The 15,444-nt window shown below is 39.8% G+C and carries 14 protein-coding genes; 6 read left to right on the forward strand and 8 right to left on the reverse strand.

Annotated elements, in window-relative coordinates; all coding sequences use genetic code 11:
• Positions 1 to 107 precede the first annotated feature (107 nt).
• Entirely contained in the window at positions 108 to 968 is an 861-nt protein-coding gene (locus M2135_RS11345; protein WP_277464157.1) for an RNA polymerase sigma factor RpoD/SigA, read from the forward strand.
• Between the two features lie 63 nt (positions 969 to 1,031).
• Here the strand turns inward: M2135_RS11345 and M2135_RS11350 are convergent, their stop codons facing one another.
• The 3 genes from M2135_RS11350 to M2135_RS11360 all read right to left on the reverse strand — a co-directional run bounded on the left by M2135_RS11350 (position 1,032) and on the right by M2135_RS11360 (position 3,332).
• Complete coding sequence (locus tag M2135_RS11350) at positions 1,032 to 1,796, reverse strand: TIGR03915 family putative DNA repair protein (RefSeq protein WP_280748624.1); 765 nt, start codon at positions 1,794 to 1,796, stop codon at positions 1,032 to 1,034.
• Between the two features lie 5 nt (positions 1,797 to 1,801).
• A complete protein-coding gene (locus tag M2135_RS11355; RefSeq protein WP_280748625.1) occupies positions 1,802 to 3,061 on the reverse strand; it encodes a putative DNA modification/repair radical SAM protein in 1,260 nt (419 codons plus the stop codon).
• A 100-nt stretch (positions 3,062 to 3,161) separates the two neighbouring features.
• Entirely contained in the window at positions 3,162 to 3,332 is a 171-nt protein-coding gene (locus M2135_RS11360) for a hypothetical protein (RefSeq protein ID WP_280748636.1), read from the reverse strand.
• A 50-nt stretch (positions 3,333 to 3,382) separates the two neighbouring features.
• Between M2135_RS11360 and M2135_RS11365 the strand changes: the two genes are divergently transcribed.
• Positions 3,383 to 3,730: a hypothetical protein gene (locus M2135_RS11365; protein ID WP_280748626.1), complete on the forward strand. Its 348-nt coding sequence runs from the start codon at positions 3,383 to 3,385 to the stop codon at positions 3,728 to 3,730.
• 69 nt (positions 3,731 to 3,799) lie between these two features.
• Here the strand turns inward: M2135_RS11365 and M2135_RS11370 are convergent, their stop codons facing one another.
• Positions 3,800 to 5,956: an elongation factor G gene (locus M2135_RS11370; RefSeq protein WP_280748627.1), complete on the reverse strand. Its 2,157-nt coding sequence runs from the start codon at positions 5,954 to 5,956 to the stop codon at positions 3,800 to 3,802.
• A 630-nt stretch (positions 5,957 to 6,586) separates the two neighbouring features.
• Between M2135_RS11370 and hemW the strand changes: the two genes are divergently transcribed.
• The 3 genes from hemW to M2135_RS11385 all read left to right on the forward strand — a co-directional run bounded on the left by hemW (position 6,587) and on the right by M2135_RS11385 (position 8,637).
• A complete protein-coding gene (hemW, locus tag M2135_RS11375) occupies positions 6,587 to 7,717 on the forward strand; it encodes a radical SAM family heme chaperone HemW (RefSeq protein WP_280748628.1) in 1,131 nt (376 codons plus the stop codon).
• A gap of 181 nt (positions 7,718 to 7,898) precedes the next feature.
• A complete protein-coding gene (locus M2135_RS11380; RefSeq protein WP_280748629.1) occupies positions 7,899 to 8,474 on the forward strand; it encodes a zeta toxin family protein in 576 nt (191 codons plus the stop codon).
• Positions 8,467 to 8,637: a hypothetical protein gene (locus tag M2135_RS11385; protein ID WP_280748630.1), complete on the forward strand. Its 171-nt coding sequence runs from the start codon at positions 8,467 to 8,469 to the stop codon at positions 8,635 to 8,637. The genes M2135_RS11380 and M2135_RS11385 overlap by 8 nt, the downstream gene beginning before the upstream one ends.
• A 92-nt stretch (positions 8,638 to 8,729) precedes the next feature.
• Here M2135_RS11385 and M2135_RS11390 read toward each other — a convergent pair whose 3' ends face one another.
• The 4 genes from M2135_RS11390 to M2135_RS11405 all read right to left on the reverse strand — a co-directional run bounded on the left by M2135_RS11390 (position 8,730) and on the right by M2135_RS11405 (position 13,116).
• A complete protein-coding gene (locus tag M2135_RS11390) occupies positions 8,730 to 10,895 on the reverse strand; it encodes a S46 family peptidase (RefSeq protein WP_280748631.1) in 2,166 nt (721 codons plus the stop codon).
• 38 nt (positions 10,896 to 10,933) lie between these two features.
• A complete protein-coding gene (locus M2135_RS11395; RefSeq protein ID WP_280748632.1) occupies positions 10,934 to 11,422 on the reverse strand; it encodes a CYTH domain-containing protein in 489 nt (162 codons plus the stop codon).
• A 7-nt stretch (positions 11,423 to 11,429) separates the two neighbouring features.
• Positions 11,430 to 12,479, reverse strand: coding sequence for a DUF2027 domain-containing protein (locus M2135_RS11400; RefSeq protein WP_280748633.1), 1,050 nt, complete (start codon positions 12,477 to 12,479; stop codon positions 11,430 to 11,432).
• 127 nt (positions 12,480 to 12,606) lie between these two features.
• Positions 12,607 to 13,116, reverse strand: coding sequence for an RNA polymerase sigma factor (locus M2135_RS11405; RefSeq protein ID WP_280748635.1), 510 nt, complete (start codon positions 13,114 to 13,116; stop codon positions 12,607 to 12,609).
• A 386-nt stretch (positions 13,117 to 13,502) separates the two neighbouring features.
• On the opposite strand from M2135_RS11405, the gene M2135_RS11410 reads away from it, so the two are divergent.
• Positions 13,503 to 14,720: an S-adenosylmethionine:tRNA ribosyltransferase-isomerase gene (locus tag M2135_RS11410; RefSeq protein ID WP_280748634.1), complete on the forward strand. Its 1,218-nt coding sequence runs from the start codon at positions 13,503 to 13,505 to the stop codon at positions 14,718 to 14,720.
• Positions 14,721 to 15,444: the final 724 nt, after the last annotated feature.

Below are 15,444 nucleotides of genomic sequence, written 5' to 3' on the forward strand. Positions count from 1 at the left end.
AAGATTGTTAAAGGTTTTTAATTGGCTGAATGTGGAGTGCGTTCAGCCAATCTTTCGATAAAATGTATTATCTTTGCACCCCAATATTCTCAATTAATATTGATTGAATGAGACAATTAAAAATTACGAAGTCCATTACCAACCGCGAAAGCGCTTCGCTGGATAAGTATCTTCAAGAGATTGGACGAGAGGATCTTATCACAGTAGAAGAAGAGGTGGAATTGGCACAGGCTATTAAAAGAGGAGACCGTAAAGCATTGGAGAAATTAACCAGAGCCAACTTACGTTTCGTCGTTTCCGTAGCTAAGCAATATCAAAATCAAGGGTTAAGTCTACCCGACTTAATTAACGAAGGTAATCTTGGTTTGATAAAAGCTGCAGAAAAGTTTGATGAAACAAGAGGGTTTAAGTTTATTTCTTATGCCGTATGGTGGATTCGTCAGTCCATTTTGCAAGCGTTGGCCGAACAGTCACGTATTGTTCGTCTTCCATTGAATCAGGTAGGCTCACTGAATAAAATCAGTAAAGCCTTTTCTAAATTCGAACAGGAAAACGAGCGCAGACCTTCGCCTGAAGAACTTGCAGAAGAGTTGGATATCCCGGTAGATAAAATTTCCGATACGTTGAAAGTATCCGGACGTCATATCTCTGTGGATGCTCCATTTGTGGAAGGCGAAGACAACAGCCTTTTGGATGTGCTTGTGAACGATGACGCTCCTATTGCCGACCGGTCGTTGATGAACGAGTCTCTAGCCAAAGAAATTGATAGAGCACTTGCTACATTGACCGAAAGAGAATGTGAAATTATCAAGATGTTTTTCGGTATTGGTTGCCAAGAAATGACCTTGGAAGAGATTGGCGATAAATTTGGCCTCACGAGAGAGCGCGTTCGCCAGATCAAAGAAAAAGCAATCAGAAGATTGCGACAAGGCACCCGTAGCAAGCTCCTGAAATCGTATTTAGGGTAGTTCCCTTATGATATGATTGAGACATTAGGCTCCTATCCGGCAGGATAAGGGGCCTTTTTAATTTTATTGCTTTTCAGTTAAATATTTCCAGAATCGAACAGGCATGTGTTGACGCTGTAGTTTTGGATTCATACGTTCTTTAATTGCAATAGCGTTAAAGTACTGTTTCCACATCTGTTGGAAAAGTTTCTCCTCCTTATCCATAATATCCTCGCTCAATAATCCGGAGATAAGATGATCTCCTTTCTGTTCAAAACGCACTTCTACTACCTCTTTTAGGTCATAATAATATCCATATTCCCTTTTCAAATCATAGATCAACCATTTTTGATCGGCAAAACGATCCTTTAAAAAAGGAATATTCAGAGCCAATACATCATATAACGGTTCCATAGCCGCAAAAAAAGTACCATCTGCCGCTTTCTGGAAACGTAGGAATTGTTGTATCCGATGTTTTTCCTGTCCGACCTTTTTCCATATTTTAGAGAGTTCTAATACATCAGGATCTCCAAAATTCGTTTCAATAGACTTTGGTGCATCCAGGTTTTTTCGGATATATCTGAATATAAGCATATCCACTTCGGGCAATTCTGACAACCAGCTAACAGTAATATGCGAAAGTGCCACTTTCGAGAGTTTTTTTGTTAACGCATTCCATACGCGATCCGTTTTTTGTTCATCGGTTACGCTGTATATCAGTTCATCATAAAAAAGTGGTAAAGGATCATTCTCTCCCAATAAAAGATCCGGGAATGTTTTTCTGAAATACGCATCAAATACAACGGTAAATAAGCCTTCAAGGGTTTTGTTATAAATAAAGATATTCATGTGCGTTAATCTTGGAATTGTATGATCAGTTGATTCTCATCAAACTTACGGTTTCTCTTCTGAGTTAAAAGTCCCCGTACATTCTCCGGCCTTAGTTCATTCACCGTCTGCATCATCAACTCCCTGCAAGTAATAAAATACTGTGCCTTTTTCATTACGATACCGATTTTTTTCAGTTGTTCGGTTCCTAAACGCGTATGTCTTCGGGAGACAATAATCAGTTTAGCTGATTTTACACCAATTCCTGGTACACGTAACAGCATCTCATAATCTGCTTTATTGACATCTACCGGGAAGAGCTCCGGATGCCGTAACGCCCATGCCAGTTTCGGATCTATTTCCAGATCCAGATCCGGGAAGGCATCATCTACAATCTCCTCCACTTTGAACTGATAAAAACGCAACAACCAGTCGGCCTGATAAAGTCTGTTCTCTCTAACCAACGGCGGTTGTTTCAATGCCGGTAACCGTGGATCATATTCGTTCACCGGGACAAACCCCGAATAATAAACCCTTTTCATGGAGGCTCTTTGGTACAAGGCTGAGGAAACCCGAAGAATATCTTTATCCTTTTCCGGAGTCGCTCCAATAATCATCTGCGTACTTTGTCCGGCCGGGGCAAACCGTGGAGCATACCGGTGTCGTTTTCGTTCTTCGGCACTTTCCAATACCCCTTGCTGAATATAACGCATAGGAGCAAACACACTCTTGAAATCTTTTTCAGGAGCGAGTTTTTTCAAACTTTCTTCATTAGGTATTTCCAGATTTACACTCAAACGATCGGCATAGAGTCCCGCTTCCTGAACGAGTTCACGGCTTGCACCCGGGATGCTTTTCATATGGATATAGCCATTAAAGCGGTGTATTGTACGGAGATCCTTCACGATTTTAACCAATCTTTCCATGGTGTAATCCGGATTACGAACGACTCCCGAACTGAGAAAAAGCCCTTCGATATAATTTCGTCGATAAAATTCAATGGTTATGTTTACCAATTCCGTAACCGATAATGTAGCTCGTCGGATATCATTGCTTCTGCGGTTGATGCAATAGGCACAATCATAGATGCAGTAGTTGGTTAGCATCACTTTCAGAAGCGAAATACATCGCCCATCTTCCGAAAAACTGTGGCAGATCCCCCAACCGGCAGCACTCCCTATTGTTCCTTTCTTATTGGAACGTGACGTGCCGCTCGATGCACATGATACATCGTAACGGGCTGATTCTGCCAGAATTTTCAATTTTTCGAGTGCGCTTTCGTCCATATTTGCAGTGAATTTTGCCTTAACAAAAATAGAGAAAAAAAGAGCACTATACAGCGGATACAATAAAAGTTATCAACATAAAAACATTCGATATCTATCTCTATCTGTTTGAGTGATTTATTGCTGTCTGAATGTATAATTCTCTAATCACTTTGCAAGGATTCCCTGCTGCCAGACAGTTTGCCGGGATCGATTTGGTCACGACACTACCGGCACCGATAGTCGTATTATCCTTTTTTGAACCAAGTAGAGGTATCAGGTGTTTAATCATCAAGCAATATTTAGAAAATTCGTTTATCCACAAAATACATGCAAAGAAATATGAGAACCATTCACGCTTTTTTTCAAAATAAGTTGTTTCCGGAAATATCGCATAATAACAATGCGTTTGGGACTGTTTATTTGTATACCGACCAGAAGTTGCCTATTAAAAAAGTGCGTGATCGGGTTTGTGTTGCATTAGAAACTGATCCGGAGTGGAACAAACGAGGAATAGATATATTGGTCAAAGATGTACAAAGACGATATATTGAACTCTTTATCCCATTTTGCACGACTGATTCTCAAACCGGCCATGATCTTCAAATGGATATGCATGAGCGCATGGTTGCTGTAGTCCATGAACAATATCCTAACTGCATGGTTAAAACACGAATAGAAATTTTATAAATAAAAAGAGGGTCATGCCTTTCACAAAGTATGACCCTCCAAAAAAGTACATTTATGAGATAAAGAATTTTAATCTTCTTCTTGTGATGCTTCGTATTCTTTAAGCAGTTTATCCTGTACATCCGACGGCACCAGTTCGTAGCTGGCAAACTTCATAGTAAATGAAGCACGTCCACCTGTAATAGAACTTAAAGAGGTAGAATAGTTTGACATCTCCTTCAAAGGCACTTTGGCTGAGAGTTTTTCAAATCCATCCACACTATTCATACCCATGATGATTGCACGACGTCCTTGTAAATCACTCATCACATCACCCATATACTCTGCCGGAACAGATACTTCTACGTCGTATACCGGTTCAAGGATCTTCGGTCCTGCTTCTTTAAATGCCGTACTAAAGGCATTACGTCCTGCCAGCATAAACGAGATTTCATTACTGTCGACCGGGTGCATTTTTCCATCATAAACGATGATACGCACGTCGCGGGCATATGATCCGGTCAATGGGCCTTGTTCCATACGAGCCATAACTCCTTTCAGGATAGCCGGTAAGAAACGCGTATCGATAGATCCTCCTACGATCGAGTTGATAAAGATGAGTTTACCACCCCAATCCAAATCAATTGTTTGCGTATCACGCACGGATACTTTAAACTCCTGTCCACCGAATTTATAAGTCTCCGGCACCGGAACGCCTTCATGATAAGGCTCAACAATCATATGTACCTCTCCAAACTGTCCGGCACCCCCTGATTGTTTTTTATGACGGTAGTCGGCGCGTGAAGCTTTGGTGATCGTTTCGCGATAAGGTATTTTGGGTTCAAGATATTCGATCATGATCTTATCGTTGTTTTCCATACGCCATTTCAACGTGCGCAAATGGAATTCACCCTGACCTGAAACGATTGTTTGTTTCAACTCTTTCGATTGTTCGATCATCCATGTCGGATCTTCTTCACGCATACGCATAAGAATTTCCATCATCTTTTCAGAATCTGATTCATTCGCAGCCTTTATAGCCCGGCGATATTTCGGATCCGGGTATTTTATAAAGTCGAATTTATAATCAGCGCCTTTACCGTTCAATGTATTTCCACGGCGTAGATCTTTTAATTTTACTGTAGCACCGATATCACCAGCAACCATTTCGGTCACTTGATTACGGGTTTGTCCGGCTGTGACGAATAGTTGGGCAATACGTTCTTTCGAACCGCGATCTGTATTCAATAGATCATCCCCTTCTTTGACTTTTCCTGAGATCACTTTAAAGTATGAGACCTGACCGATATGAGGTTCGATCGTTGTTTTATAGAAGAAGACACTTGTCGGACCACTTGGATCAGGTTTTACTTCCGCTCCGGATGTTGTCACTATAGCCGGCATCTTATCCGGTGTAGGTACAACATTCCCCAAAAATTCCATAGTACGGCGCACGCACATATCGCGGCTGGCACAGACACAAAATACAGGGAACATACCCCGGCTAATCAATCCGGCCCGGATACCTGCACGCATATCGTCTTCACTCAGAGATCCTTCTTCAAAGAATTTTTCCATCAAAGCATCATCATGCTCTGCGGCGGCTTCGACAAGCGCCTGATGCAATTCCATCGCTTTATCTTGTTCTTCTGCCGGAATATCTAATACTTCAGGAACACCACCTTCGGGTTTCCATTTGTACATTTTCATTTTCAAAACATCCACAACGGCATTGAAACCTTGTCCTGTGGAGATTGGGTACTGGATTTGTACCACTTTACTTCCCCAACGTTCTTTCAATTGGGTGATTGTTCCATCGAAATCCGCTTTGTCGTTATCCAGCTGATTCACAATGAATATAACAGGTTTTTTAAACTGATTGATATAACGGAATTGATTAATTGTACCAACCTCAACACCGTATTGCGCATTCAACACCATCAACGCCGTGTCTGTCACGTTTAAAGCCGAAACAGCACCGCCGATAAAATCATCTGAACCCGGACAGTCAATGAAATTTAATTTCTTGTCCTGCCATTCAACACTGAAAACGGTTGAGAATACCGAGTAGCCATACTCTTTCTCAACCGGGAAATAGTCGGACACCGTGTTGCCTCCATCCACTGTACCGCGACGTTTTATAACTCCACCCTCGTAAAGCATAGCTTCAGCGAGAGTGGTTTTCCCAGAGCCAGAACTTCCCAAAATGGCAATGTTCTTAATTTCGTTTGTTTGATATACTTTCATGATATCAGGATTTTATTTGGTTGAACAATAATAAGTCTGACGCATTTTTTTTTAAGACGCCGCAAATTATCGATTGTTAGGGTAAAAAACAATTTACCCCTTATGTTTTAGAACAATGTTTTTTAAGACCTTCCCGGATTTTGTGGGTTTTAGTTGGATGGACGTTATTCTATCATTCGTATCAAAAGAAGCAGAGTTGTTTATTGAGGTATGCGATGAAAAAAATTAAGAAATTTGATTTGTTTTGGGGAGTGTCATGTTTGAAGATTCCATATTGCTCTCCCTTTTTTTACTGGATGCGTTATGCATTTTATTCAGATATCCGAACTGTTTTTTATGAATCAATTAATCGTCTACCAACTGGTAGACGATTAGGCAACAGTTGGTAGACGAAAGTGCACCAACTGTTAGACGAAAGTGACACAGCTGTTAGACGATTAATTGATCTACAGAAAAAAAACCGATGATTGGAACGCTTGGGAGAAGCGATCGGCTTATTTTCTGAACGTAATTAAGGTGAGTTTGATATAACGCACAAGCTTCAAATAGTGTCAGATTTGATGTTTTATGACTCTATCATAAAAGAATAGTTGTGTATCTTTGCCTCTCCTTTCAAAAAAGCGAGTAGTTATGGCCGGGATATACATACATGTTCCTTTTTGTACGAAACGATGTTTGTATTGCGACTTCTTTTCGAACACGGATATGCAATATAAAACAATGTATATGGAGGCACTTCTTCGTGAAATGGAGTTGAGGAAACATTATTTGGAAGGGGAAGCGATTGAAACGATTTATTTGGGAGGTGGGACGCCTTCACAACTTGCGGTATCCGATTTTGAACGGATATTTGAACAGATCAATCTGTTATTCGACCTCTCCCGATGTCGGGAAATTACATTAGAGGCAAATCCGGATGATCTCTCTATTGATTATCTCGCTTCACTCGCTGTTTTGCCTTTTAACCGGATAAGTATCGGGGTGCAAAGTTTTGATCCGGAGGATTTGAAATTTCTTAATCGCCGGCATACTGCTGAACAGGCGGTTGCAGCCGTTGACCGGTGCCGACAAGCAGGTTTTACGAATCTGAGTCTGGATTTAATCTATGGACTGCCCGGCTCAACGCTGACAAAATGGGAAGAAAATCTGGATCAGTTCTTGGCATTGGATATACCGCATCTGTCTGCCTATCATTTGATTTATGAAGAAGGTACACCTTTGTATCGTCTATTGGAAAGTGGAGAAATAAACCCGCTTGATGAAGAGGATAGTGTGGCGTTCTTTTCGAGTTTAATGGAGAAACTCTCTGCGGCAGGTTACGCCCATTATGAAATATCAAACTTTGCTCGTCCGGGCTATATCTCCCAACACAACAGTTCGTACTGGATGGGGAAAAAGTATGTAGGGCTAGGTCCTTCGGCTCATTCGTATAATGGGATAAGCCGCCAATGGAATATCTCCTCTATGCCTTCTTATATAGCGGGAGTTCAAAAGGGTATTCTGGCTGTAGAAACAGAAAATCTGGACTTATATACCCGGTACAATGATTATGTTATCACTCGTCTGCGCACGATGTGGGGAATCAGTTACGATGAGATTTTACAACTCTTCGGAGAGGAATTAATGACCTATTGCCAAAAGCAAATGACTCCATTTTTACAACAAGGCACAGTCATAGAAAAAGAAAATGGAGTCAGGCTGACAAAAAAAGGCATTTTTATTTCAGATCATATCATGAGTGATTTACTTTTTGTTGAATGATGGGAAAATGCTGTACTCACGCACGATTCAAGAGTTACATTCTATGACAAAACACCCTTTTTAGCCAACGAATTGCTTACTTTCAAGTACATTTCGTGCACATTTTCACTATTTTTGAGAATTAAATTCATTGTAATATAAAAGTAATATGTATATTTGTCGCGTCAAAAAGCAGTAGAGAGTGCCATATTTATACATTATTTCTGGATGTAATGGAGCAGGTAAAACAACAGCGTCTTTCACAATTCTGCCCGAAATGCTGAAGTGTAAAGAGTTTGTTAATTCCGACGAAATAGCCAAGGGGCTTTCCCCGTTTAATGCAGATAGTATCGCGGTTGCCGTTGAAGCCAGTCGTATAATGTATAAGCGCATTAAGGAACTTATCGCAACAGGTAAGACCTTTGCAATGGAAACTACACTAGCCACCCGGTCGGTTGCAAACTTGATACGGGAAGCACAAAGGGAAGGATATTACGTGACATTGTTGTATTTCTGGTTGAATACACCAGATTTAGCAGTTGAACGTGTAAAAATGAGAGTTGCTGCCGGCGGGCACAACATTCCAGAGAATACGATACGTCGCCGTTACTCGGCCGGTATCAAAAATCTGTTCGAACTATATCTTCCCATTAGTGATTATTGGATGATAACTGACAACTCTATGTCTCCGATGGAAATAATAGCCAAAGGATTCAAGGGAGAAACAAAAGAGATATACAATCCGATTATTTATACTAAACTTGAACATCATGAGTGAGCAAGAAGTTAGAGAATTCGAAGAAAATATAGTAAAAGGCGCAAATATTGCATTTCAGAGATTAGTAAACGAAAAAAAGAAAGATGGTGGTGAATTGGTTTTCTCAAGAAACGGCCATATTTTCAGAGTGAAAGCAACAGAATTAGAAAAACTCTCGTTTTAATTGAACTATATTCGACACGAATTTTACATATAACAAAAGAAAGCGGGTGATTTAATCACCCGCTTTCTTTGTTTCAATACCTCACCTTGTGACTACTGATTCATCAATTCCATCTCTTTCAACAAATAACTTGCCCCGGCATATTTATCGATAACGAACAACACATATCGGATATCGACTATGATACTTCGTTGATAATCGGGTAGATACTGTATGTCTCCTCCGACCCCTTCCCAGTTGCGGTCGAAATTAATTCCGATCAGTTCGCCATTGGCATTTAAAACGGGGCTACCTGAGTTTCCTCCTGTGGTATGAGTAGTAGCACAGAAAGCGACAGGCATTTTGCCGTTTGATAGTTTGTAGGGGCCGTAGTCTTGTGCTTTATAAAGAGCTTTCAACTTATCCGGTACAACAAACTCCCAGTTGTTAGGGTCTTCTTTTTCCATAACACCTTCCAAGGTCGTTTGATGTCCGTAATAGTCGCAATCTCGTGGTTCGTATCCTTTCACTTGGCCGTAGGTCAAACGTATGCTTGAATTGGCATCCGGGAAATTAGCCTTCTCCTGATACATCTCAAGCAATCCTTTGACATAGGTACGATGAGCGATGGAGTAACCTGTGTCGAAATCGGCAATAGCTTTTGTTAAAGTATTTCTTTCATCCATAACGGCTTTGGCAAATAAAATCATCGGATCTTCCTGAAGCGCTTTTACGGATGGTTTAGCTTTAAATCGATTAAAGTTGTCATCACTTCCGAAAATCGATTTATCGAACAGGTGTTCGATAAACAGATCTACGTTACCCTTAAACTTTTGGTCGATCACATTAAAATACGAAGGTTGTGCATTGATAGGAATCAAACGTCTATACTCTTTTAATAGGACTTTTGATATTTTTTTATCTACAGCAATAGCGTAGTCTTTGTCTGCAAAACGTTGATACCCTTTTTCGAACAATAGCAATTGCTCTTGTTGAACCGTTTTATCCTTTTTCTGTAGCGCATCCACAAGTGGTTGAATATTGGTCGGAACTCTTACAAACTCAATGCCTCTGGCTAATGCTTCATCTAATACCCAGTTTCTGAACCGCAGATCTTTTCTGTCGGAAACGATCTGTTCTAATGTATTCAAGGCTTTAGAATATTCCGGTTTATTCATTTTGTTTGCCCAGGCAATCAGCTTGTCTTGTTCTTCCTTTTTTACTTGCTCGAAAGAGCGTTTGTCGATGGCCCAGTTGGTGCCGATCGCATTTTTATATGCGTTAGTCGAACCGGCATACTTACTTGAGTATTGAATACGGATTTTCGGATCTTTCAACATCTCTTCCAACATCGCCTGTTGACGTAGTTCGCGAATATTAATTCTGACTGTATTGTCGATATCCCTGCGTTCGGCCACTTCCCAAGAGGTGTAATACTTATTTGTCCTTCCAGGGAAACCGATGATCATGGCAAAATCATTTTCTTCAACGCCTTTGAGGGATATTTTAAACCAACGTTTGGGACGAAGCGGAACGTTGGTCTCCGAATAAGCTGCCGGGTTGCCGTGTGCATCTGCATAGATTCTGAATACGGAAAAATCACCGGTATGGCGCGGCCACATCCAGTTGTCGGTATCTGCTCCGAATTTGCCGATCGAGGAGGGGGGAGCACCTACCAACCGCACGTCTGAATAAGTCTTTTTGGTAAACATATAATATTTATTGCCACCATAAAAGGCACGTATTTCTACGCTTGTGCCGGGATTGCTTTGCAAAAACTGTTCGCCGACCTTTTCTGCCGCCAGACCATTCAGGTATTTGGGTGACAGAAAGTTCATACTGTTCGGATCAGTCTCTTTTTCCAACTCTTTCTTCACATAGTCGGTGACCTCTTCTATTTGATCAATAAATGTAACGGTCAGTCCCGGATTCGGCAACTCTTGCTCACGGCTCATCGCCCAGAATCCATCTGTCAGATAATCATGCTCTACGGTGCTATGTTGTTGTATCTGTCCGTATCCGCAATGGTGATTGGTTAAAACCAATCCGTCCGGAGATACCACCTCTCCGGTACATCCGCCCCCGAAAATGACAACACCATCTTTTAATGATGCCGATTCCGGGTCATAGATATCAAAATCCTGGAGTTTCAAACCTAAAGCTTGCATTTCTGCAAACTTCTGTTGCTTAAGTAGCGGTAAGAGCCACATCCCTTCATCTGCCTTAGTTGTCGGCAAGACGAAAAGAGCGACTAACAAAATCAAGATCGATTTTTTCATTGTATGTATTTTTTTAGTTATAAAATTATTTTCACTGTTTATTTGCGATTAAGTTTTTCTTCCCATTGTGTATATGGATTTTGAGTGAGCATCGCATTGTAATAACGAAGATCACCGGTCACTTCTTTTCCCACCCATTCGGGTATCTCAAAAGAATCCTCTTCGGAGGTCAGTTCTATTTCAGCAAGGATTAACCCTTCATTCTCACCATGAAACTCATCGACTTCCCAAACGTGGTCTCCTTCTTTTACAAGATGCCTTGTTTTATCAATACGACCCGGTTCACATAGTTCAAAAAGATCCTCGGCGTCTTTTATCGCAACCTCCTGTTCAAACTCATACCGAGTCAGACCTTTTTCATCGGAAGCTCCTTTTATCGTCAGAAACCCTTTCTCATCGGTAAGACGAATTCGTACCGTTTTGTTCGGAAGTGCACAGATATATCCCTGCTTAATCCGCTTAATCTGTATGCAGTTTTTCTTAAAATCTCCCTTGACCAGGAATTTTCGTTCGATTTCCGTCGCCATACAGATGCTATTTTATGATAATCATCGTTGCTCCAAAGCCGTATTCTCTAAAAGAAGCGTCCTGGTATTGATAGTGTTTGTATCTCGTTTTCAGCTCTTTTTCAATAGCTGTACGTAAGACTCCTTCACCTTTCCCATGAATAAAAACGATCTTTTTACCTTTCTCTTTGGCGTATTGCGCTAAGACAGCATGAAATTTCTCCAACTGATAATCCAGGATATCTGCATTGCTTAAACCGTTTGTGTTATCCAATAGTTGATTAATATGTAAATCAACCTCTATAATTGGATCTGATACTTTTTTCTTTGGTATGCGGTGTGGTTCTCTGCGGTCGTTTTTTGCTTTTTGTTGCATAGCCTCCTGTAACTCGGACGCTGAAATTAATAACTCCTTTTCCGGTAGGTCGTTACGGACTATTGGATAAATCAGTGCATCCTCTTCAAAAAAATCATTTTTGGTAAAACAATGGATCTTATAAAATTTAACCGTATCTAAGCGAAGTTCTACAGAAACAGCATTTTTTAATATATAAGGTTTGTCTTTCTTGAATGCGATAAACTGTACACAAACTCTTTCCAGGTCATTGAGTGCTTCTTTTCCGAATTCTTCCAGGAAGATCTGGGTATTGGGTTCAATCAATCCGTTATATCGACTGATCCAACTGTTGTTCTGACGGTTCATATAATTAAAGAACAGGAAATAATTGCTGTCATTGACAAAATAGGCTTCGTACCCGCTTTGTGTCATCGTTTTAGGATCTATCGGAAGGTAAGCCATATAGAGATTCAATCGTTCACCTTCCCGCGTTTCGACGATTTTCTCTTCAGGCTGTTCTACAGTCTTGGGAGGCTCTATGGGGGGAGCTATTTTTGGTTTATTGGAACTTCTAACCTGCATCTCGCTATTCCCTACAATAACACATTCTCGAATCAAAGCGGGAACTTCAAACCCATCTTCGTCTTCAACCAATACCTGGTCTTTCCCTTTAAAACGTGTTACAACTCCTCCTCCTACAGCATTTAGAAAACGAACTTTATCACCAATTTTTATCTGCATAATCTCTTTACTTTTATTTAAGAAACAAAAGTAGATAAATATCTGCGAAATGGAAAGCATAATAAAAAAGACCACTTTACCGCTGTAAAGTGATCTTGACTCTATAAGATAGTGTTATTCTATTCGTTCAATGCTTTTTAAAATCAACCAATGCTTTTTGCAGTTCAAGGCGGGCTAAGAATATACGGCTTTTTACTGTCCCGATCGGAACGTCTAAGGTCTCCGCTATTTCGGCATACTTATAACCGCTGAGGTATAAAGAAAAAGGGTTATGCAAATCATCCTCTAAGGCATCAATCGCTTTGGTGATCTCTTTTAAGTGAAAAGAGACGTCAGGCGAATCAAAGCCGGAGTCATTCATAATTTCCATATGATACAAATCAGCACATTGATCTATAATCGTTTGTGAACGAATGATCCGATGATACTGATTAATGAAGGTATTGCGCATGACAGTCATCACCCATCCTTTAAAATTTACATTGTCGGTATATTTTTCCTGGTTATCTAAAACGCGTAAAGTGGTATCCTGAAGTAAATCTTGTGCGTCTTCTCGATTGGAAGTCAACGACATGGCAAACGTCATCATATTGTCTTGCATTCCGATCAATTTTTTTTCTAATTGTAGCATATCTATCCTATCAGTTTGTTTTTTACGAAAAAGTGTTGTTTTAATCTGTAATCTGTATTATTCTTTCTTCTTGGGCAAATATAAGGTAGGGCACGAAGCCTGAATGGATCGGAAGAGGGTTAATTTGCAAAATGTTCAAACTTTTGTTGTTTTTTTTATCCACGATTACTAATTGATCAGAATTTACAACTAATTCAAGTTATGGCTTTCAGGATTTGCAACAAAATGATCAGAATCTTCAACTAACGTTGGTTAGCTACCTTTCAACAGCTGGTGTCGAAAGAGTCTGCAAGGGTTTTGATGAATGACATTAACTTCTCATTTTGTACGATTTATCCTGTTTCTTTTGTTACTTTTGCGTGGTTTTTTGATAACGACTATAGCGTAAAAATATGACAAAAGCGATTCAACAAATACAAATTGAAGACTATAACTACGCACTACCGGATGATCGGATTGCAAAATTTCCTCTGCCGAAGAGAGACGAATCAAAACTCCTGTTATATAGGAATGGAGAAATTAACGAAACACTCTTTAAATGTATAACCCACCATTTACCTCAGGAGGCTTTACTCATATTTAATAATACACGTGTGATTCAGGCTCGCTTGCTTTTTCAGAAAGAGACCGGAGCGCAAATAGAAATATTTTGCTTGGAACCTGCTGTTCCTCACGATTATATACAGATTTTTCAACAAACAAAACAGTGTAGTTGGACTTGTCTTGTCGGTAATCTGAAGAAATGGAAAGGGGAGGTCTTACAAAAGAAAATACGGGTTCATGGGAAGGAGACTCTATTACAAGCAGTCAAACAACAATCAAATGGAGATACCCATTTGATTGAATTTACGTGGGAGGCCGATTTTACTTTTGCAGAACTCTTAGAAGCGGCCGGCATATTGCCGATACCTCCTTATCTTCATCGCCAGACAGAGTCGAGTGATTTGAAAACGTATCAAACAGTCTATTCTAAAATAAAAGGTTCTGTTGCCGCGCCTACAGCAGGTTTACATTTTACTCCGGAGGTATTATCGGAATTAGACATTAAAGGCTTCGATAGAGCGGAAGTGACCTTACATGTTGGTGCAGGAACTTTCCGACCGGTTAAAAGCGAAAAAATAGGAGACCATGAGATGCATACCGAATATATCTCGGTATCTCGCCAAACAATTGAAAAAATTAAGGAGAATATTCATCAGATTATAGCTGTAGGAACAACATCTGTGCGTACATTGGAAAGTCTGTATTATATAGGCTCTATATTGGAAAGCGATCCGGAGATATCCCCCGATAAATTAGCTGTCGGACAATGGCTCCCTTATGAAATTGAAAATAAAACATTAACTGCAACAGATGCTTTACAACGTATATTGGATTATCTGGATCGGAAGAAGAGGGATACGCTGATTACAACAACACAAATTATTATAGCTCCAGGGTATGATTTCAAAATTGTAAAAGGGATTATTACGAACTTTCATCAACCTAAAAGTACACTGCTCCTGCTTATCTCAGCCTTTGTAAAAGAAGACTGGAAATCAATTTACGATTATGCACTGACTCATGATTTTCGATTTTTAAGCTATGGTGATAGCTCTTTGTTGCTTTAAAACCGAAAGACATACCAGGATATCATAGGATAAAACAGAAAATCAAAACTTATTATTATATAATATTGTACGCGCGGTACTATAAATAATGCATTGATCCTATCCTCTCATCATCCAAAGGAAATAAAAACATGATTCACACTGTTTTGCTGTAGCATGCAGACTGCTTTTTTGTTATACCTACCTCTGTTTTCTGTTAGAGGTACGTCTAAAACAATTTAGAGGTACGTGTAAATCGATTTAGAGGTAGGTGTAAAACAATTTAGAGGTACCTCTAACAGAAAAGTGTTCATTATACTTCAAATAAACCGACAGCGATGTTGCGATTTTTGTTTGAATTCGTTCAAAGTTGACTGTCGCAAAAGGGGAGATTGTATGCGCGGTTTTACATTAATTTTAGAAGAATACAGGATAGATTATTTGATGGAAAAATATTTTTAGAAGGAGAATGCAAAAAAAATGTAGGATATTTTTGCTTGTTTTTCAATAGGTTAAGATTTATGACACATTTTGTCTTCAAAAACTTCCCCAATAATTTGGTTTATGAATATATTATATATTATCTTTGCACCCACGTTCGCCGAAAATCATCTCTGATTTTATCATAGAATGAGTGGCGAAGGTGCGAGAAGAGTTCTTTGAAAGATTTACATATTCAACAAGTAGTACAATAGACGTTAGGTCTAATTTTATAATTAGATTTAAAAGAATAAACGACCGTCAA

The sequence above is a fragment of the Parabacteroides sp. PF5-9 genome, from assembly GCF_029893105.1.
Lineage (GTDB): Bacteria > Bacteroidota > Bacteroidia > Bacteroidales > Tannerellaceae > JARXWG01.

Excerpts from the sequence above, each read along its gene's own strand:
- M2135_RS11345 (WP_277464157.1), top strand. The coding sequence starts at position 108 with ATGAGACAATTAAAAATTACGAAGTCCATTACCAACCGCGAAAGCGCT.
- M2135_RS11350 (WP_280748624.1), bottom strand. The coding sequence starts at position 1,796 with ATGAATATCTTTATTTATAACAAAACCCTTGAAGGCTTATTTACCGTT.
- M2135_RS11355 (WP_280748625.1), bottom strand. The coding sequence starts at position 3,061 with ATGGACGAAAGCGCACTCGAAAAATTGAAAATTCTGGCAGAATCAGCC.
- M2135_RS11360 (WP_280748636.1), bottom strand. The coding sequence starts at position 3,332 with ATGATTAAACACCTGATACCTCTACTTGGTTCAAAAAAGGATAATACG.
- M2135_RS11365 (WP_280748626.1), top strand. The coding sequence starts at position 3,383 with ATGAGAACCATTCACGCTTTTTTTCAAAATAAGTTGTTTCCGGAAATA.
- M2135_RS11370 (WP_280748627.1), bottom strand. The coding sequence starts at position 5,956 with ATGAAAGTATATCAAACAAACGAAATTAAGAACATTGCCATTTTGGGA.
- hemW (WP_280748628.1), top strand. The coding sequence starts at position 6,587 with ATGGCCGGGATATACATACATGTTCCTTTTTGTACGAAACGATGTTTG.
- M2135_RS11385 (WP_280748630.1), top strand. The coding sequence starts at position 8,467 with ATGAGTGAGCAAGAAGTTAGAGAATTCGAAGAAAATATAGTAAAAGGC.
- M2135_RS11390 (WP_280748631.1), bottom strand. The coding sequence starts at position 10,895 with ATGAAAAAATCGATCTTGATTTTGTTAGTCGCTCTTTTCGTCTTGCCG.
- M2135_RS11395 (WP_280748632.1), bottom strand. The coding sequence starts at position 11,422 with ATGGCGACGGAAATCGAACGAAAATTCCTGGTCAAGGGAGATTTTAAG.
- M2135_RS11400 (WP_280748633.1), bottom strand. The coding sequence starts at position 12,479 with ATGCAGATAAAAATTGGTGATAAAGTTCGTTTTCTAAATGCTGTAGGA.
- M2135_RS11410 (WP_280748634.1), top strand. The coding sequence starts at position 13,503 with ATGACAAAAGCGATTCAACAAATACAAATTGAAGACTATAACTACGCA.